This window comes from Paraburkholderia sp. WC7.3g, assembly GCF_050436345.1.
GTDB lineage: Bacteria > Pseudomonadota > Gammaproteobacteria > Burkholderiales > Burkholderiaceae > Paraburkholderia > Paraburkholderia podalyriae.
Genome location: NZ_JBNDMA010000002.1, coordinates 2,777,625 through 2,796,876, shown reverse-complemented (window position 1 = coordinate 2,796,876; position 19,252 = coordinate 2,777,625). Strand labels below are relative to the sequence as shown.

Annotated in this window: 14 protein-coding genes and 5 tRNA genes; 14 read left to right on the top strand and 5 right to left on the bottom strand. The window is 63.4% G+C overall.

The features are described from left to right. Positions 1 to 244 precede the first annotated feature (244 nt). On the top strand, positions 245 to 883 hold the full coding sequence (locus OKW43_RS24245) for a response regulator transcription factor (protein WP_187633044.1): 639 nt from the start codon (positions 245 to 247) through the stop codon (positions 881 to 883). 311 nt (positions 884 to 1,194) lie between these two features. On the opposite strand, the gene OKW43_RS24240 is transcribed toward OKW43_RS24245, so the two are convergent. From OKW43_RS24240 to OKW43_RS24230, 3 genes are all read right to left on the bottom strand, one after another. After that, a complete protein-coding gene (locus tag OKW43_RS24240; RefSeq protein ID WP_429450330.1) occupies positions 1,195 to 2,379 on the bottom strand; it encodes a porin in 1,185 nt (394 codons plus the stop codon). 71 nt (positions 2,380 to 2,450) lie between these two features. Next, entirely contained in the window at positions 2,451 to 4,874 is a 2,424-nt protein-coding gene (locus tag OKW43_RS24235; protein ID WP_429450327.1) for a TIM-barrel domain-containing protein, read from the bottom strand. A gap of 19 nt (positions 4,875 to 4,893) precedes the next feature. Beyond that, entirely contained in the window at positions 4,894 to 6,180 is a 1,287-nt protein-coding gene (locus OKW43_RS24230) for an MFS transporter (RefSeq protein ID WP_187633041.1), read from the bottom strand. Positions 6,181 to 6,643: 463 nt separating this feature from the next. Here OKW43_RS24230 and OKW43_RS24225 point away from each other — a divergent pair, with 463 nt between their 5' ends. The 6 genes from OKW43_RS24225 to OKW43_RS24200 all read left to right on the top strand — a co-directional run bounded on the left by OKW43_RS24225 (position 6,644) and on the right by OKW43_RS24200 (position 13,716). After that, positions 6,644 to 6,991 (top strand): hypothetical protein, encoded by a 348-nt coding sequence (locus OKW43_RS24225; protein ID WP_187633040.1) that lies wholly within the window; start codon positions 6,644 to 6,646, stop codon positions 6,989 to 6,991. A gap of 188 nt (positions 6,992 to 7,179) precedes the next feature. Continuing rightward, the gene (locus OKW43_RS24220) at positions 7,180 to 9,096 is read left to right on the top strand and encodes an extracellular solute-binding protein (protein WP_187633039.1); all 1,917 of its coding nucleotides are present in this window, start codon (positions 7,180 to 7,182) and stop codon (positions 9,094 to 9,096) included. Positions 9,097 to 9,145: 49 nt separating this feature from the next. Continuing rightward, entirely contained in the window at positions 9,146 to 10,183 is a 1,038-nt protein-coding gene (locus OKW43_RS24215) for a microcin C ABC transporter permease YejB (protein WP_187633038.1), read from the top strand. Next, positions 10,183 to 11,289: an ABC transporter permease gene (locus OKW43_RS24210; RefSeq protein WP_187633037.1), complete on the top strand. Its 1,107-nt coding sequence runs from the start codon at positions 10,183 to 10,185 to the stop codon at positions 11,287 to 11,289. The genes OKW43_RS24215 and OKW43_RS24210 overlap by 1 nt, the downstream gene beginning before the upstream one ends. Beyond that, positions 11,286 to 12,917: an ABC transporter ATP-binding protein gene (locus OKW43_RS24205; protein ID WP_187633036.1), complete on the top strand. Its 1,632-nt coding sequence runs from the start codon at positions 11,286 to 11,288 to the stop codon at positions 12,915 to 12,917. The genes OKW43_RS24210 and OKW43_RS24205 overlap by 4 nt, the downstream gene beginning before the upstream one ends. 136 nt (positions 12,918 to 13,053) lie before the next feature. Beyond that, complete coding sequence (locus OKW43_RS24200; protein WP_187633035.1) at positions 13,054 to 13,716, top strand: C40 family peptidase; 663 nt, start codon at positions 13,054 to 13,056, stop codon at positions 13,714 to 13,716. A 112-nt stretch (positions 13,717 to 13,828) separates the two neighbouring features. Here the strand turns inward: OKW43_RS24200 and OKW43_RS24195 are convergent, their stop codons facing one another. Beyond that, on the bottom strand, positions 13,829 to 14,779 hold the full coding sequence (locus OKW43_RS24195) for a patatin-like phospholipase family protein (RefSeq protein ID WP_187633034.1): 951 nt from the start codon (positions 14,777 to 14,779) through the stop codon (positions 13,829 to 13,831). Between the two features lie 488 nt (positions 14,780 to 15,267). Here OKW43_RS24195 and gltX point away from each other — a divergent pair, with 488 nt between their 5' ends. From gltX to OKW43_RS24160, 7 genes are all read left to right on the top strand, one after another. Next, entirely contained in the window at positions 15,268 to 16,677 is a 1,410-nt protein-coding gene (gltX, locus tag OKW43_RS24190) for a glutamate--tRNA ligase (RefSeq protein ID WP_187633033.1), read from the top strand. A 118-nt stretch (positions 16,678 to 16,795) separates the two neighbouring features. Continuing rightward, positions 16,796 to 16,871 (top strand) — tRNA-Ala (locus OKW43_RS24185). A gap of 189 nt (positions 16,872 to 17,060) precedes the next feature. Continuing rightward, positions 17,061 to 17,136 (top strand) — tRNA-Glu (locus OKW43_RS24180). Positions 17,137 to 17,226: 90 nt separating this feature from the next. Next, positions 17,227 to 17,303 (top strand) — tRNA-Asp (locus tag OKW43_RS24175). A 61-nt stretch (positions 17,304 to 17,364) separates the two neighbouring features. Then, a tRNA-Glu gene (locus OKW43_RS24170) sits at positions 17,365 to 17,440 on the top strand. Positions 17,441 to 17,521: 81 nt separating this feature from the next. Beyond that, positions 17,522 to 17,598: transfer RNA gene (locus OKW43_RS24165), tRNA-Asp, on the top strand. 150 nt (positions 17,599 to 17,748) lie between these two features. After that, positions 17,749 to 18,213, top strand: a complete 465-nt coding sequence (locus OKW43_RS24160; protein ID WP_187633032.1) for a GNAT family N-acetyltransferase — start codon at positions 17,749 to 17,751, stop codon at positions 18,211 to 18,213. 47 nt (positions 18,214 to 18,260) lie between these two features. On the opposite strand, the gene OKW43_RS24155 is transcribed toward OKW43_RS24160, so the two are convergent. Continuing rightward, positions 18,261 to 19,160, bottom strand: coding sequence for an AraC family transcriptional regulator (locus tag OKW43_RS24155; protein ID WP_429450322.1), 900 nt, complete (start codon positions 19,158 to 19,160; stop codon positions 18,261 to 18,263). Positions 19,161 to 19,252: the final 92 nt, after the last annotated feature.

Below are 19,252 nucleotides of genomic sequence, written 5' to 3'. Positions count from 1 at the left end.
CGCGCTAGTAGGGCATCGCGGGCGGTCACCACCTTCATCCAGCTATCCGGGCAAGTAAAGATCAGCTATGTTGATGCTGATTGCATAAGTTCATCTCGAATTCCAGTCGTCTAAACAAGGTGTTTTTATCCATTTGTCGATGCTGATTTTATGAATGAAGGGGCGTTATGATTTTCAGTAGAGATGTGGAAGTCAGTCTGAAAAGATGCAGTGGTGATCGATAACCATCGTCTGGAGGTGAGTTTTGCTTACTAAGATCGCTATCGCGGATGGCAATTCGATTCTGCGGATAGGAATGCGATGTATTTTCGGAAGGCAAGCTGGCTTGAGCGTGGTTGGCGAGGCGGAGAACTCCACCGCAATCGTCGAATTGCTTCGGGAAAAAGAGGTCGACGTGCTGCTCAGCGATTTCGAGATCCCGGGGAAAATATACAGGGACGGTACCTCCCTGATGGCACTGCTGCGCAGGACCTATCCGTCCACGAAAGTCATCTTCGTCACCACGCTCACCAATCCTCCGTTGTTGAGAGCGGTAATCAGATCGCGGGCGCATGGCGTGCTGCTGAAAAGCGACACGCCGGAAGAACTGGTTAGCGCGGTGCGTTCCGTTTCACGCGGCCAATCCTATGTCGCGCCATCGGTGCGGCGCATCGCCGGTATTAACCATTGCGAAGAACTCGACGCGAGGAAAGTCGGACGTCTGTCGGCGCGTGAAGGAGAAGTGCTGCGTCTGTATGTCAGCGGCATGAGTATCAGCGAAATCGCGGCATTAAGTCATCGGAGCCTGCAAACCGTCAGTACCCAGCGCAAGCAGGGGATGAAAAAGCTCGGCTTTGCCAACGACCGCGAGTTGTTTGAATACATGCTGCCTTCGCGGAGCTAGTCAATAAAAATAGTTATAAGCCGATGCGTTCTGGTTTGGGACGATTTAGGATTTTCGCGTCGCAGCCAACGACGCGTGAGCGCTGGCGCCGACGCGGATTGGTTATCGCGTCGGCAGCCGGATCGGTACCGACGGGTCGGATGCGCTCAGCACGCTGCGCACGTACGAGCGCGATCCGCTGCGAGCGAGGTACGGCGTGATCGACGCGCCGCCACAACTGAAGACGCGGACCGCTGTTCAACGCAACCCGCAACGAGTCGACACGATGGAACCGGTCGCGCCGGTCGCGCCACTGACGGCAACGGTATCGTTTAGAACGCGTGCCGCAGCCCCACCATCCCGACGAACTGCGACGGACCGGACGACGGCGTCGTGTTCTGCGAGTCGCCGACCACCGCGACCGCGTCGGCGATGGTCACACCGGTGCCTGACGCGATCAGCGACTTGCCGCTCGCACGCTGATAGGCCTCGAGCGCGTACAGCGTGGTGCGCGTCGACAGGCTGTAGGTCTGTTCGAGCGAGATCTGATGATAGTGCGCCGGATCGGTGATGCCGTTCGCCTTGCTCGCCTGGGTGAAGCTATAGCCGCCGCCGACGGTCACGCTCGGCGTGATCCGGTACGTCGCAATCGCGCCGTAAGTGTTGAACACGGCCTTGTCGAGGAACAGCGACCCGTGGCCCGGCGCATACTGCACGTTCGAGTAGTTGAGGCCTACCATCAGATCGTGCCACGTGTAGCGGCCGGCCGCGGCGAACAGCTGCGTGCTGCGCGCGCTCGCGTAACCGTTGTTGACCGGCGAGTTGATCGCGAAGCTGCCGAGCGCCGCGCTCGTCGCGATGTCCTTCAGTTTCACGTAGCCGGCCGCGAGCGACACGGGCTGGAAGTCATAACGCAGCGCCGCGCTGAACAGGCTGCCATTCGCGACGCTGCCGGGCACGCCGCCGAGACCATATTGCGCACTTGCCTGCAGGCCCGCGATCGTCGGCGACAGGTAGGTTACCGAATTATTGAAGCGCAGCGTCGTGTCGAGGGCGTCGACATCGCCAGGGTGCGCGCCGGTCGCGCCGGTCAGCACGCCGGTCGGCCCGAGCGCGCCGACCATCTGGAAGTAGGGCGTGTACTGGCGGCCGAGTGTCACGGTGCCGTAGCGATCGTTCGCGAGGCCGACATAGGCCTGGCGGTTGAACAGGTAGCCGGCAGTGCTTTGGGCGCCGGTCAGTGAATTGAAGCCGCTCTCCAGCCGGAAGATCGCCTTCGTGCCGCCGCCGAGATCTTCCGAACCGATAAAGCCGAACTTGCTCGCCTGCAGGTTGCCCTGGCTCATGTAGAAGTTCGAATGCCCCTTCTGGTTGCTGACGTAGGCGAACGCATTGTCGACGACGCCGTACAGTGTGACGCTGCTTTGCGCCGACGCGCTGGTGGACCATGCGGCGCTCGCGAACGGCAGGCAGCAGAGGACGAACGCGCGGGCGCGCGCGCGCTGGGTGGTTTTCATGATTGGGCTGTCTCCAGACTGAATGGATGGCCCGATCCCTTGGGCCGGTGCGGTTTGTTGTTCGGTGCGTTTCAGTGCGGCAATGAAATCGTCAGGCAGCGCCAGCCGTCCGCGATGTGATCGGCTGCGAGCGTGCCGTTGGTGCAGACGATCGCGCGTGTTTCGTGCATCGGCACGAACACGCGAACTTGCGGCTGCGCGCGCGGCATCCATTGCGGACGCTCGAGCGTCACGCGCAAGGTGTTTGCGTCGCCTGTCAGCGTGACGTTCCAGCGACCTTGCTCGCCGTCGCGCCAGGCTTCGGTCTCGCCGTCGTCCACGATGGAGCCGCCGTGCGCGGTGCCCGCGCCGGCATACGGCACCGCGAGGAACGCGCGCTCGTCGGCGGGACGGCCGAAGTGCTGTTCCGCGATGTTGAGCGCAATCACGCCGCCTTCACGCAGCAGGAACACCGGACGCTCGAACGGCGCGGGCAGCGTGACGCTCTGGCCGCCGTCGAACGCTTCGCCGCTCCAGTAGGACACCCAGCGCGAACCGGCCGGCAGGTACACGTCGCGCGTGCTCTGGCCCGGATCGACCACCGGCGCGACCAGCATCGACGAGCCCAGCATCATGTCGTCGCCATCGACGAGGCAGCGCGGATCGTGCGGAAACTCCGCGAACAGCGGCCGCAGCACCGGCTCGTACGCGCTATGCGATTGCCACAGCAGCTCGTACAGATACGGGATCAGGCGATAGCGCAGCTTGATCAGATCAGCGACGTGCCGCGTGACGCCGGGGTGCATCCACGGTTCGTTGACGGTGCCGTCGTCGTTCCACGAGTGAATCGAAAAGCGCGGCAGGAAGATGCCGAACGCGACCCAGCGCGCGAACAGCTCGGGTTCCGGTGCAGGACCCGCGAAGCCGCCGATGTCGTGGCCGCTGTTCGACACGCCCGACATCGCGAGCCCAAGTCCCATCTTCAGATTGAAGCGCAGCGTTTCCCACGACGTGTAGTTGTCGCCGGACCACGTCTGTACGTAGCGATGCATGCCGACGCCGCCCGAGCGCGACACGAGGAAGGGCCGTTTGTCGGGCGCGTGCTCGCGCTGCGCGTCGCGCGACGCGCGCATCATCAGCTGCGTTTGCAATACCTTCGCCTCAAGCGCCGGATAGGGCTTGCCGAAGCCGCACGCGATCGAATGCGGCGACCAGATCTCGAACTCGTTGTTGTCGTTCCAGGTGGCCGCGATGCCGTATTTGAGCAGTGCGTCTTTCACGCGCGCTTTCCACCAGTCGATCGTCGCGGGATTCGTGAAGTCGAGATACGCGCCGACTTCGTCCCAGAACTGCACCCATGCGGGCTCGCCATCGCGCGCTTCGATCAGCAGGCCGGCCTGGGCGACGTCGTCGAACGCCGGGTGATCCTGCAGCAGACACGGCTTGATGTTCGCGCACAGGCGCACGCCGTAATCGAGATAGCTTTGCACGAAGCCGTCGATGTCCGGAAACTTGTCACGATTCCAGTTGAACACGTAGCGCTTCGGCCCGATCGACGTATAGCCCGACGACAGATGGAAAGAATCGCACAGCACGTCGTGTTCGCGGCACCGCTCGATGAATTCGCCCATCTGCTTTTGCGCGTTCGGCGCGTCGGTATAGCTCATCGTCGAGCCCGAGTAGCCGAGGCCCCACTTCGGCATCCATGCGGGACGTCCGGTGAGCCACGTGAAGCGGCGCACCGCGTCGAGCGGCGAACCTGGCGACGCGATGAAGTAGTAGTCGAGGTCGCCATGCTCGGCGATGAAGTGCCGATAGTGGCCGTGATAGTTGTCGAGCTCGCGGCCCATGTCGAAGCGGCAATCGGCGAGCGTGTCGTAGAAGAGGCCGAAGCCCGTCGACGTCTGCGGCTGCCACGTCACGTAGAACGGGATGTGCTTATACAGCGGGTCCGTGGTGCGCGCGCTGTAGCCCATCGCGTCGATGTTGCGCATCTCGTAGCTTTGCTGCGCGCGATCGAGCGAGCCGGCACGCTCGCCGAGGCCCACGTACATTTCGTCGCGGCGCCGCTCGACGTAGTGATAGACGCGCGAGTCCCACCAGCCGAAGTTGTACGCCTGGGTCTTGCGATCGCTCATCACGCGATGCCATGTGCCTTCGTGCAGGATGTCCCATGCGCAGGCGCCGCCATCGAGCGCGACGCTCACGCGCACGCGTGCGGTTTCGATCACGACGTGCCCGGCTTCTTCGTTCACCGTGAATGGCGGCGGCGTGAAACCGCTCAGGTCGTGGCGCTCGCGGCCTTCGAGCGGCACGTCGTCCGCGCCGGGCGCGATCGCCCATGTGCGCGGGCCGCGCGTTGCGCCGTCCGGCAGCACGAGCACGCGGATGATGTCTTCGGCGAGCACGAACAGCTCGATGCGGCAATTCGGCTGCGCGGTCAGCACGACCGGGTTGCCCGCGGTGGGGACGAGCGCGAAGCGCGGCGGATGTTTGAGATTGATCAATGAGGGCATGATGAGTCTTCGAGGGAGGTCAGGCAGCAGTGTTGACGCTCAGCTCCGCGCGCCGTGCGCGGCCGTGGCGCGGCACACCGCGCATCAAGATGATCAGCAGCGTCGCGCCGATGAGGTCGAACGCGCCGAGCGCGCCGAACAGCGGCGTGTAGCCGATCGAATCGGCGAGCGCGCCGACCATCAGCGAGAAGCCGAGGCCGCCGATCCACGCGGCCATGCCCGCGAAGCCGGCGACGGTGCCGACTTCGCCCGGATCGAATACGTCGGCGGCGAGCGTGTTGACGAGCGCCGAGATCATCTGGTGCGCGAAGCCGCCGACGCAGAAGAGGGCGATGGCCTGGTACGGCGACGCGACCAGACCGATCGATGCGGGCCCGATCATCATCAGCGCGCCGAGCACGACGCCCGAGATGCGCGACCAGATCAGCGGCACGCGAAAATGCTTCATCAGGAATGGCGACAGATAGCCGCCGAACAGACCGCCCAGGTCCGCGGCGAGAAACGGCAGCCACGCGAACATCGCGATCTGCTTCAGATCCATATGACGCTGCGTGGCGAGATACAGCGGAATCCAGAAGCTGAACGTCTGCCACGCGGGCTCGGCGAAAAAGCGCGCTTGCGCGATCGCCCAAAAGCGGCGCGTGCGCAGCACTTCACGCACGCTCGCGCGGCGCGCCGCGGGCGGTGCCTGGCCTTCGGCGATCGCGCTACGCTCGGCGTCGCTCACGCGCTTGTGCTCGGCGGGCGAGCGGTACAGCACGAACCAGGCAGCGGCCCACACGAAGCCGAGGGCGCCGGTCACCGCAAACGCACTTTGCCAGCCGTAGCGCAGCGACAGGAACACCACGAGCGGCGGCGCGAGCAGCGAGCCAAATGAGGTACCGGCATTGAAATAGCCGACCGCGACCGATTTCTCGCGATCGGGAAACCATTCGGCGACGACCTTCATGCCGGCCGGAATCGCGACCGCTTCGGATAGGCCCATGAGGCCGCGCAACGCCGCAAGCGACAACCAGCTGCCCGCGAAACCGTGGAACACGCCGGTCAGCGACCACAGGCACGCGAACAGGGCGAAGCCGAGGCGCAGGCCGATCAGATCGATGATCAGGCCGCAGACGGGCTGCATCACCGTATAGCCGACCTGGAACGCGCCGACCACGTACGAGTACTGCCGTGTGCTCATGTGCAGCAGCTTCATCAGCTCGGGCGCCATCACGCCGAGCGCGTTGCGCGACAGGTAGTTGACAATCGTCCCAACGCAAACGAGGGCGATGATCCACCAGCGCAATCCCTTGATCGTTTTCAAAATCAGTCTCCGTGGCGCACGGAGCAATGGCTTTCGGAAGCCGTGCTCGGTTGTGCGCGAATTCGAACATTTATTGGTTTTCGCTGGAAGTCATCCTACCACTTGGAAACAGACCGGATATCCGGGGAAACCATTAATTGTCGGCATGTATGTACTGATTTTTCGGGGAAATTTAACGATTTTTTGCTTGAGTTCGAACCGGTGGTCGGATGACAGAAGCGCAGGATGTCGGGTCAAAATGTTCTTTCGAACACAGAAAATGTTCGTTTGCGTGAGGCCTGCAGGCGGACGGTCATCGCCCGCGCGGGCGGCGGTTTTTCACGACCGTCTGGCGGATGTAACCGCACGTTACGCCGCCGTGGGGACGAGATTGTCAGCATCAGTTATTACAAACCTGAAATACGCGAGGTGCTGTGTTGCGCTATATTTCCGCCAACAAAACATGTTCTTACAAGGGTGATCAATGAAGTCCGCTCGTGTTGTTCCGCTCATGCTCGGCGTGTTGACGTTGGCTGCATCGGGTGCCGCGATGGCCGCGGGGCTTAACATCGGGGTCAATATCGGCATTCCCGCGCCGGTCTACGTCGCACCGGCTCCGGTCTACGCACCGCCGCCTCCGCCGCCGCCTCCCGTCATCTATCAGCCGGCTCCCGTGTACTACGGCGGTCCGCAAATCGTGGTCGGCTGGCATGGCGACCGCTACTGGGACGGTCGTCGCTACTGGGCGCGCGACGACTGGTATCGCCACCATCCGCCGGGTCGCGGCGACTATGCGCGCGGTCACTACGACCAACATCGCGGCTGGCACTGAGTCGGCACAGCGTCGACACCGCGGCGCGCCAACCGGCCACAGCGATAACAGAACCGCCTTTCGAGGCGGTTTTTGTTTTTGCGCTGAAACATATCGCTGCGCATTCCGTCGCAGTCGGCCGCCAGATCGCGCAAGCTAATTGGGTAGAATCCCCCACATTGCCACTGCCCACTTACCAGCACGACTCCATGACAACTGGCTCGCGACGGGTTCAAACGCCTGAGGGACTTCGACACAGCGTGATCCACGGACCCTTGCGCGCCGCGTTCGCCGTCGCGCTGCTGTGCGTGAGTCTGCTCGCCGCGCCGCACGCGCATGCCGCGCATGCGATCGCGCAATACGGCGAGCCAAAATATCCGGCCGGCTTCAGGCACTTCGATTACGTCAATCCTGATGCGCCGAAAGGCGGCACGCTCGTGCTCGCGAACCCGAGCCGTCTGACGAGCTTCGACAAGTTCAATCCGTTCACGCTGCGCGGCAATGCGGCGCCCGGCCTCGAGACGATGTTCGAGAGCCTGACGATCGGCAGCAGCGATGAAGTCGCGTCCGCCTACGGGCTGCTCGCCGACGACATCGTCGTCGCCCCGGACGGCCTGTCGGTTACCTTCCACATCAATCCGCGCGCGCGCTTTTCGAACGGCGATCCCGTGACCGCCGACGACGTCAAGTTCTCGCTCGACACATTGAAGAGCCCGCAGGCCGCGCCGCAGTTCGCATCGCTTTTCAGCGAGATCAAGCGCGCGGTCGTCGTCGATCCGGCCACGGTGCGCTTCGAGTTTCGCGAGCGCAATCGCGAGTTGCCGCTGCTCGCGGGCAGCATGCCGGTGTTCTCGCGCAAGTGGGGGATGAAGCCGGACGGCAGCCGCATTCCGTTCGACCAGCTCGCATTCGAAAAGCCAATCGGCAGCGGGCCGTATCTGATCGACAGCTACGACAACGGCCGCACGATCACGTTCAAGCGCGACCCGCACTACTGGGGCGCCGATCTGCCGGTGCGCGTCGGCGTGAACAACTTCGATCGCATCGTCTACAAGCTGTATGCGGACAGCACCGCGCGGCTCGAGGCGTTCAAGGCCGGCGAGTACGATGCGCTCGTCGAATATATCGCGCGCAACTGGGTGCGGCGCGACGTCGGCAAGAAGTTCGACAGCGGCGAGTTGATCAAACGCGAGTTCCCGCAGCACAACGGCACCGGCATGCAGGGCTTTTTCCTCAACACGCGCCGGCCGTTGTTCCAGGACGTGCGGGTGCGCAAGGCGCTCGACCTCGCGCTCGACTTTCAATGGCTGAACCGCCAGCTGTTTTTCAGTCAGTACACGCGCATCGACAGCTATTTCGCCAACACCGGATGGCAGGCGAAGGGGCCGCCGTCGCCAGGGGAGCTCGCGCTGCTCGAGCCGTTTCGCGCCCAACTCGACCCGGCGGTATTCGGGCCGGTGCCGAAGCAGCCCGACACCGATCCGCCCGGGTCGCTGCGCGCCAACCTGCTGCAGGCACGCGATCTGCTGCAGCAGGCCGGCTGGACCTATCGCGACGGTTCGCTGCGCAATGCGAAGGGCGAGCCGTTCCAGTTCGAGATACTCGACGACTCGGGTTCGGCTTCGTCGATGGAGCCGATCATCGCGACCTTCACGCGCAATCTGCAGAAGCTCGGCATCACCGCGAACTTCCGCACCACCGACTTCGCGGTCTATCAGAAGCGGCTCGACGCATTCGACTTCGACGTGACGACGATTCGCATGCCCGACGTGCAGGTGCCGGGCTCCGAGCAGATCACCCGCTTCGGCAGCAAGGCCGCCGATACGCCCGGCTCGGACAACGCGATCGGCCTGAAGTCGCCGGCCGTCGACGCGGTGTTGAGCGCGCTCGTGCATGCGCAAACGCGCGGGCAACTGACCGATGCCGCGCACGCGCTCGACCGTCTGCTGACGCATGGCTACTATGTGGTGCCGCACTGGTACAGCGGCACGCATCGCGTCGCGTTCAAGCGCGGGCTCGCGTGGCCGAAGACGCTGCCGCTGTACTATGGCGCGGAGGGCTGGATCACGACGATGTGGTGGCACGAGGATCCGCAGGCGCGCACGCCCACGGGCGGCGCCGACTGATCCGCAGATCCATCGCCCCCACCAACGCGTTCGCACTGGAACACCGCCTATGTGGAGCTACATCCTCAAACGCCTGCTGCTGATGATCCCGACGCTGCTCGGCGTGCTGACGCTGACCTTCGTCGTGATTCAGTTCGTGCCGGGCGGCCCGGTCGAGCAGATGCAGCACGAGCTGCGCAAGGGCGCGGAGGGCGCCTCGCCGTTCGGGCTGCGCTCGCATAGCGGCGTCGACGCGCAACAGATCGCGCAACTGAAGCAGTTGTACGGCTTCGACAAGCCGCCGCTCGAACGCTATGTGCTGATGCTCAAGCGCTTCGCGACCTTCGACCTCGGCCAGAGCTATTTCCGTCATCAGAGCGTGTGGTCGCTGATCGTGTCGAAGCTGCCGGTTTCGATCAGCATCGGCCTGTGGACGTTCTTTCTCACCTATCTGATATCGGTGCCGCTCGGCATCGCGAAGGCGGTGCGCAACGGTTCACACTTCGATATCGCGACGAGCCTCGTCGTGCTGGTCGGCTACGCGATTCCCGGTTTCGTGCTCGGCGTGCTGTTGCTCGTGCTGTTCGGCGGTGGCACGTTCCTGCAGCTGTTTCCGCTGCGCAACCTCACCTCTGACAACTGGGACCAGTTGAGCTTCGTCGGCAAGATCCTCGACTACCTGTGGCATATCACGTTGCCGATCACGGCATCGGTGGTGGGCAGCTTCGCGGTCGTCACGATGCTGACGAAAAACGCGTTCCTCGACGAAATCCGCAAGCAGTACGTGCTGACCGCACGCGCCAAAGGTTTGTCCGAGCGGCGGGTGCTGTGGAAGCACGTGTTTCGCAATGCGCTGCTGCCGCTGATCGTCAACTTCCCGGGCGCGTTCATCGGCGCGTTTTTCACTGGCAGCCTGCTGATCGAAACGCTGTTCTCGCTCGACGGGCTCGGGTTGCTGTCGTATGAATCGGTGATGCGGCGGGACTATCCGGTCGTGCTCGGCACGTTATATCTGTTCACGCTGATCGGCCTCGTCACGCGGCTGATCTCCGACCTTTGCTATGTGTGGGTCGATCCCCGCATCCAATTCGAACAACTGGAGCGCTGATGAATCGAGCCCGCCTTTCCGCCGATGCGGCGGCGCGCACCGAACCCGCGCGCGCACTGATGTCGCCGTCGCCGATGCGCCGCGTGTGGCGGCGTTTTCGCCAGCAGCGTCTCGGCTACTGGAGCCTGATCATCTTCGTCGCCGCGTTCGCGGCGAGCCTCGTGGGGCCGCTGTGGTCGAACGACAAGCCGGTCGTCGTGCGCTACGACGGCCATCTGTATTTCCCGCTGGTCAAGACCTACGCCGAGACTACCTTCGGTGGCGACTTTCCCACGCCGACCGATTATCTCGATCCGCACATCCGTCGCCGCTTCGATGCGCCGGGCAATTTCGCGCTGTATCCGCCGAATCACTACTACTACGACACGCTCAATTACTTCTCCAAGGCGCCCAACCCGGCGCCGCCGTCGCGCGAAAACTGGCTCGGCACCGACGACCGCGGCCGCGATCTGTTCGCGCGTCTGCTGTACGGCTTCGGCGTGTCGGTCGTGTTCGGGCTCGTGCTGACCGTGATCAGCACGATAGTCGGCATCGCCGCGGGAGCGGTGCAAGGTTACTTCGGAGGGCGAACCGATATCGTCGGACAGCGTCTGATCGAGATCTGGAACGCGATGCCGCAGCTCTATCTGCTGATCATCTTTTCGTCGATCTTCGAGCGCAGTTTCGCGCTGCTGATCGTGCTGCTGTCGCTGTTCAACTGGATCGGCCTGTCCGATTACGTGCGCGCCGAATTCCTGCGCAACCGCCAGCAGGACTATGTGCGCGCCGCGCGCGCGATGGGCCTGTCGCATGGGCAGATCATCTGGCGTCACGTGTTGCCGAATAGCCTGACGCCGGTCATCACGTTTCTGCCGTTCAGCATGAGCAGCGCGATTCTCGCGCTAACGAGCCTCGACTTCCTCGGCCTCGGCGTGCCGCCGCCGACGCCGAGCCTTGGCGAACTGCTTGCGCAGGGCAAGGCGAATCTCGACGCGTGGTGGATCTCGATGTCGACCTTCGGCGTGCTGGTGACGATGCTGCTGCTGTTGACCTTCATGGGCGACGCGCTGCGCAACGCGCTCGACACGCGTATCTCCGATGCCATGCGCGCCGGAGGCCGGCAATGAGCGCGCTGCCGCAAATCGATCCGCAGTCGACGGATACGCCGCTGCTCGAACTCGACCATCTGCGTGTCGCGTTCGGCGACACGATGGCCGTCGACGACGTCACGCTCGCGATTGCGCGCGGTGAACGCGTCGCGCTCGTCGGCGAATCGGGCTCGGGCAAGAGCGTGACCGCGCTGTCGGTGCTGCGCCTGCTCAACGACGCGCAGGTGAGCGGCGCGATCCGTTTCAATGGCGAAGACCTGCTCGCGAAGAGCGAGCGTGCGATGCGTGGCCTGCGTGGCTCGGCCATCGCAATGATCTTCCAGGAGCCGATGACCGCGCTCAATCCGCTGTATACGATCGGCGACCAGATTGCGGAGACGATCGTCGTGCACGATGGCGTCAGCGCGACCGAGGCGCGCAGGCGCGCGGTCGCGCTGCTTGCGCGCACCGGCATCACCGAGCCGCAGAAACGTGTCGACAGCTACCCGCATCAGCTGTCGGGCGGCCAGCGGCAGCGCGCGATGATCGCGATGGCACTCGCCTGCCGGCCGCGCCTGTTGCTCGCCGACGAGCCGACCACCGCGCTGGATGTGACGATTCGTGCGCAGATCGTCGAACTGCTGCTGGAACTGCAGCGCGACGAAGCACAAAAGCGCGGCATGGCCGTTCTTTTGATCACGCACGACCTGAACCTCGTGCGTCACTTCGCGCAGCGCGTCGCGGTGATGGAGCGGGGCGTGCTGGTCGAAACCGGCACGGTCGAGCAGGTGTTCGAAGCGCCGCGCCATCCGTATACGCAGCGGCTGCTCGCGAGCCGGCCGCAGCGAGAGGTCGTGCCGGTGTTGCCGATCTCGCCGGTGCTGCTCGAAGCGCGCGACGTATCGGTCGACTTCCGAACGAAACTTTCGGGCCTGCGTGGCTGGTTGGGCGCGGGGCGGTTTCGCGCGGTCGACGACGCGAACGTGTCGGTACGCCAGGGCGAGACGCTCGGCATCGTCGGCGAGTCGGGTTCGGGGAAGTCGACGCTCGCGATGGCGCTGCTCGGTCTGCAGCGCACCGCTCAGGGCGAGATCGAGTTTCAGGGCAGGGCGCTCGCGAGCTATCGCGGCGCCGAAAAGACCGCATTGCGCTCGAACATGCAGGTCGTCTTTCAGGACCCTTTTAGCTCACTTTCGCCGCGGCAGACGATCGAGCGGATCGTCGGCGAGGGTCTTGCGCTGCATCGACCGCAGATGACACCGCAGGCGCGGCGCGACAAGGTGCTCGCGGTGCTGCGCGAAGTCGGCATCGACCGTACCGCGCTGTATCGGTATCCGCATGAATTTTCGGGCGGCCAGCGCCAGCGCATCGCGATCGCGCGCGCGCTGGTACTGGAGCCGCGCGTGCTGATCCTCGACGAACCGACCAGCGCGCTAGACGTCTCGATCCAGCAGCAGGTGCTCAAGCTGCTCGCCGGGCTGCAGCACAAATACAACCTCGGCTTCGTGTTCATCAGCCACGATCTGGAAGTGATCGGGGCAATGGCGCACCGCGTCGTGGTGATGCAGAACGGATCGATTGTCGAGACGGGCGAAGTCGAGAAGATTTTTGCGGCGCCGGCGCATCCTTACACTCGAAAGCTGCTGAAAGCAGCGCTTGATCGTTGATTTTTCACCCTTTCCCCAATTGGGTGCGTAACCCGATTGATTTTTCCTATTCCTTTTGACACGCAAATACTTACTGGCTAGTATCGAGCAAACTTTTTTTCTAGACCCCTGATTTTTTGGCAAAAACTACCGACCAATGCAGCACAGAAACTTCACCCAGGCTTGCACGCGCGTCGTCGCCGGGATGTTCATTGGCGTCTTGATGGCAGCAGCTCCCGGCGCTTTCGCCGACGAAGTCAGCAACTTTAATCAGAATGCCTCATATCCGACCACCAGCGGCTCGGATCCTCTCTCCCTCCTCACTCCCCAGACCAAGGCTGCCGGCAGCGAAAGCGGCGCCAAATCGTTCCTCTCCGGCATGGCTGGCAAGGCGGGCGATGTGGTAGTGGGCGCGCTGAACATGATCGGCGTTCGCTACCGTTGGGGCGGTAATACGCCGGATTCGGGGCTCGATTGCAGCGGTTTCGTACGCTACGTGTTCCAGGACACGCTGGGACTCGCACTGCCGCGCCGTGCCGAGGAAATGAGCCGGGTTGGCGAGAAGGTGCGCGTAAGCGACCTGAAGCCGGGCGATCTGGTGTTCTTCAACACGATGCGCCGCACGTTCTCGCACGTCGGTATCTATATCGGCGACAACAAGTTCGTGCACTCGCCGTCCACCGGCAGCACGATCCGTGTCGACGACATGGATGACGGGTACTGGGAAAAGCGCTTCACGGGTGCGCGCCGGATCGAGACTTCGTATCAGGGCGACGATCTGCGCAAGCGCGTGACCGCCACGCTCGGCGGGAATAACTGATTCCGCGCTGAGGCGAAAAAAAGCCTGCTTCATTTGAAGCAGGCTTTTTTGCGTTTGATCCGCGAATAATTGCGATGGTGGCGCGCGGTCACTGCGCGCCACCCGTACCGCTTCAGGCGCCCGTTCGCCGCGCGGCGAGGGTGCGCTGCAATTCCGGCATCGTCTTCGCGACCGCTTCCTCGCCGGCGAGAATTGCCGCGTTGCGCTGTGAGAAATCGCTGCCGCTCATCGCAGCGAGATTCGGCCGGATCACCACGTCGGCGTACTTGTCGAGCTCGTAGGCCTTGATCGTCTGGCCCATGATCGTGAAGGTCTGCATCAGCACGTCGAACGAGCTTGCCGTGACGCCGGTCTCCGGTCGCTGCGAGATATCGACGGCGATCACGAAATCCGCGCCCATCTTGCGCGCGAACGACGCCGGTACCGGACTCACGAGACCCCCATCCACGTACTCGTGACCGCCGATCTTCACCGGCTCGAAAATCGACGGCACGCTGCACGACGCGCGCACCGCGATGCCGGTGTTGCCGCGCTGGAACAGGATCGGCTGGCCGGTTTGCAGATCGGTCGCGACCACACCGAGCGGCCTCGCCATCTTCTCGATCGGGCGGTTGTTCAGCGTCGTGTTCAGGTAGTTCTGCAGCGCGACGCCCTGCAGGAAGCCGCGCGTACGAAACGGCATCGCCCAGTCGCTGATCGACGCCTCGTCCATCGACAGCGCGAGCTTGTTTAGCGCGAAGCCGTTCATGCCCGACGCGTACAGCGCGCCGACCACCGAGCCGGCGCTCGTGCCGACGACCAGATCGACCTGAATATTGCGCGCCTCGAGCGCCTTGATCACGCCGATGTGCGCGAAGCCGCGCGCGGCGCCGCCACCGAGTGCGAGCGCGACGCGCACCGGCTTCTGTTGCGCTTTTTCAGGCGGCGTTGGAGACAGGGCGGCCGTCGCGGTGATCGGCGCGCTATCGAGTTTGCCGGCGGTCGTGGTGCACGCGGCAAGCACCGCGGATGCGGCCGCCAACGAGAAGTTGCGGCGGCTCAAACTGGGGGATGAGGGTTTCAACGAGTTCTCCAGCGACGGCGCGAGCGACGCAGGCGGCGTCGCGCGTACCGCGGTCAGGCTGAGGTCAGGCCAGGCGGACCGCCGACGGCGATTCCGCGCGCTGGGAGGTTGTCCCTCTCTAATGGATCGATGTGCGGTTAGCCCTCTATCGCAGCGCGCGCACATCTTAAAGCAAACGATCGGCTCGCGCGGCTCGCTGTAATGAATCGTTGCAGAGGAAGTGTTCGGAACTGGCGCGGCGTTTCTCCACGATGGGTTGCGCGAGCGGCGAAGAAGCGTGTACGCGGGTGTCCGGACGCCGCTCGGCCGTGCGCTTCAGGCCATTCGGACGAGGGCGGCAACCCGCGTGCGGAAGGTATAATTCGGCTCTTGCATTTATTTCCCTCGTGGCCGTGCGCGACATTGCGCGCAGCATGGGCACGCTTCGCTGCCGCGCTTCGTAGTCGTGTGCGCATGAGCGCCGGCGCCTGTTTTCCGAGTAACCGCTAATGACCACCTCCGTTCGTACCCGTTTCGCACCGAGTCCCACCGGCTTCATCCACCTGGGCAACATCCGCTCCGCGCTGTATCCGTGGGCGTTCGCGCGCAAGATGAATGGGATCTTCGTGCTGCGGGTCGAGGACACCGACCTCGAGCGCTCCACGACCGAATCCGTCGACGCGATTCTCGAAGGCATGGCGTGGCTGGGTCTCGATTTCGACGAAGGCCCGTTCTACCAGATGCAGCGCATGGACCGCTATCGCGAAGTGCTGAAGCAGATGCAGGACGCGGGGCTCGTCTATCCGTGCTACATGTCGACCGAAGAACTCGACGCGCTGCGCGAGCGCCAGCGCGAAGCGGGCGAAAAGCCGCGCTACGACGGCACGTGGCGTCCGGAGCCGGGCAAGGTGCTGCCGGAGCCGCCCGCGGGCGTGAAGCCGGTGCTGCGCTTTCGTAATCCGCTGACCGGCGTGGTCGCGTGGGACGACGCGGTGAAAGGCCGCATCGAAATCTCGAACGAAGAACTCGACGACCTCGTGATCGCGCGCCCGGACGGCACGCCGACGTATAACTTCTGCGTCGTCGTCGATGATCTCGACATGCGCATCACACACGTGATCCGCGGCGACGATCACGTCAACAACACGCCGCGCCAGATCAACATTCTGCGCGCGCTCGGCGGCGAGCCGCCGGTGTACGCGCACCTGCCGACCGTGCTGAACGAGCAGGGTGAGAAGATGAGCAAGCGCCACGGCGCGATGAGCGTGATGGGGTACCGCGACGCGGGCTATCTGCCGGAAGCGGTCGTCAACTATCTGGCGCGTCTCGGCTGGTCGCACGGAGATGCGGAGATTTTCACGCGCGAGCAGTTCGTCGAATGGTTCGATCTCGAGCATCTCGGCAAGTCGCCGGCGCAGTACGACCACGACAAGCTGAACTGGCTCAACGCGCACTACATCAAGGAAGCCGACAACGCACGCCTCGCCGAACTGGCGAAACCGTTCTTCGCGAAGCTCGGCATCGATGAAGCCGCGCTCGCGCAAGGTCCTGATTTGACCGGCGTGGTGGGCCTAATGAAGGACCGTGCGTCGACGGTGAAGGAGATCGCACAGAACGCCGCGATGTTCTATCGCACGCCGGCACCTGATGCCGAGTCGCTGGCACAGCACGTGACCGACGCGGTTCGCCCTGCGCTCGCTGATCTGGCCGCTGCATTGAAGACGGTGGAGTGGACCAGGGAGGCGATCGCCGCAGCGCTGAAGGCGACGCTCGGCGCGCACAAGCTGAAGATGCCGCAACTCGCGATGCCGGTGCGTCTGCTGGTGGCGGGCACCACGCATACGCCGTCGATCGATAACGTACTGATGCTGTTTGGTCGCGACGTCGTCGTTAGCCGCATCGAAAGATCGCTCGGCTGATCAGGGGCAGGCGCGCATCAGAGGGTTCCCCTGCCGTCGGAAGAAATTCGCATGTAATTGCTCAAAGGGTGTTTACAAAGCGCAGATCGCCCTCTAGAATCTCGTTTCTCTGATCTGCGGGGGTATAGCTCAGCTGGGAGAGCGCTTGCATGGCATGCAAGAGGTCAGCGGTTCGATCCCGCTTACCTCCACCAAACAGAGCAGAGAAGTTAAAGTGGTTAAGAACTCTTAAGGTTGTAGAAAAAAAGATTTCACTAATCGCTGAAACGTAGTTAAAATAACGGTCTTCGCAGTTGACGAGAAAACAGCTTGGCGAATTAACTGAAAAGTTAGCGCGGGTTGATCAAAGCAATAGCGAATTAAGACGGATCTGAAAAGATTTTGTCCCCTTCGTCTAGAGGCCTAGGACATCACCCTTTCACGGTGAGTACAGGGGTTCGAATCCCCTAGGGGACGCCAAACATCAGCGTCGCTTTAGTATTCGAGTAATATTGAGGCGGCGCAGCTTGCAGAGAACTAACCGACGCTCGCAAGCAGGGTGTAAAGACTGGAGTGGTAGTTCAGTCGGTTAGAATACCGGCCTGTCACGCCGGGGGTCGCGGGTTCGAGTCCCGTCCACTCCGCCAGACAAAGCCCGTTCATACAAACCTGAACGGGCTTTTTCATTAAAGGTGTAAGCAGCACGTTGTCCCCTTCGTCTAGAGGCCTAGGACATCACCCTTTCACGGTGAGTACAGGGGTTCGAATCCCCTAGGGGACGCCAGAACATCGGGCGTCGTTCGGTTGGAAGTTTGAACGGTGCAGTAGCCAGCGAGCATGGCTCGCAGGCTGCGATGCAAAATCCGGAGCGGTAGTTCAGTTGGTCAGAATACCGGCCTGTCACGCCGGGGGTCGCGGGTTCGAGCCCCGTCCGCTCCGCCAGATTTGAGAAAGCCCACTTCGCAAGAAGTGGGCTTTTTTTATTTCCACTGTGCGTTGCCGGCCGCCTCCCGGAAGGCTCGGGACAAACAGCCATTGCCAGCGCGCGCGGCCTGTTTTACCGTTAATCCGACTCATCCAAGCGGTTTCGCCATGTTCGATCCCACCGAAGCTCCGTTACCGTTTCATCTGCGCACGGCCAGCATGGACGATTTCGAGTTTGCCGAGGCACTGACCCGCAACAACATGGGCGGCTACTATCGCCGGCATCATCTGGTGTGGCGCAGCGATCTGTTTCTCGGCAGTTGGCGGGAATCGGAGAATTTCATTCTCGAAATGGATGGCGTGCCGATGGGCGTGCTGCGTATCACCGAGGAGGGTGATTCGCTGCATATCCGCGACGTGCAGATTGCCGAAGGGTATCGGCGGCTCGGCGCGGGTACGTTTCTGCTCGACGTCTCGCATCAATGGGCGCGCGAACGCGGGCTGCGCGAGTTGCAGTTGCGCGTGTTCGTCGATAATCCGGCGGCGCGGCTGTATCAGCGCAAGGGCTATAAGCTCGCCGGGCCGCGGCTCGCGCAGCTAGGCGCCATCCGTCATCTGGCGCGGCGGGTTTGATGCGGGGCCTGCGTCGATGCCCGACGCGCAAGGCTGGCGATCGCCGATCACCGCTCAGCAACGTCTGCCGGACTGGCTTGATCCTGCGCCGTTTCCTCATCCGCTTGCGCATCCTCATGCTCGCCGTTGCTCGCGCGATGCTCGGCGCCGCGCTCGATAAACGCGCGCGGGCTCGCCCCGAACGCGCGCCGGAACATCGCGGAGAACGCGCTCTGGCTCTGATAGCCCAATTCCTGCGCGACGTGCGACAGCGGCCGTCCCTGGCTCAGCAGAGGAATCGCGCGCGCGAGAATCGCCTGCTGACGCCACTGCGAAAAACTCACCCCCAATTCCTGACGAAACAGCCGCGCGATCGTGCGCGTGCTCGCACCCACGGTCGATGCCCACTGTTCGAGCGACTCGCCATGCATCGGGTCGGCGATCACGGCCTCGCACAGCGCGCGCAGCCGCTTTTCGCTGGGCATCGGTACGGACAGTGGCAGCGGCTCGGAGCGCGTCAATTCATCGAGCGCGAGCGCGCCGAGCAGTTGCTCGCGCGTGGCGGACAGGCCGGGTGTATCGAGCGCGGCAATCACCTCACGCAACAGGTTCGACACTTCGACGACCCGCGGCGTATCGAGCCCGGCCGGCACCGTACTCTCGGTGATGTACAGCGTGCGCAGGAACGCATCCTCGACGGCGACCACTTCGTGCGTCACATGTGGCGGCAACCAGATCGCGCGCGATGGCGGCACCATCCATGTCGTGCCCGTCGTCGCGACCCGCAGCACGCCGCGCGACGCGTACGCGACCTGCGCCCACGCATGCGTATGACGCGCGATATGCCAGCCCGCCGGCATGGGCCGCGAGCGTACGCGGATCGGATGCGTGTCGTTCGGCGCGAACTCGGGCGCTATGTCGGCGAAACGTACACGGCGCAACGGGTCGGAGTCGACGGACGAGGTCATGGCAAGGTCGGTTCGGATAACGGGGGCGATGGGGGCCAGGCGTGGCCGCCGCCATTCACCGCCGTGGGCTTTAGCCATTGTAGAGCGTGCCC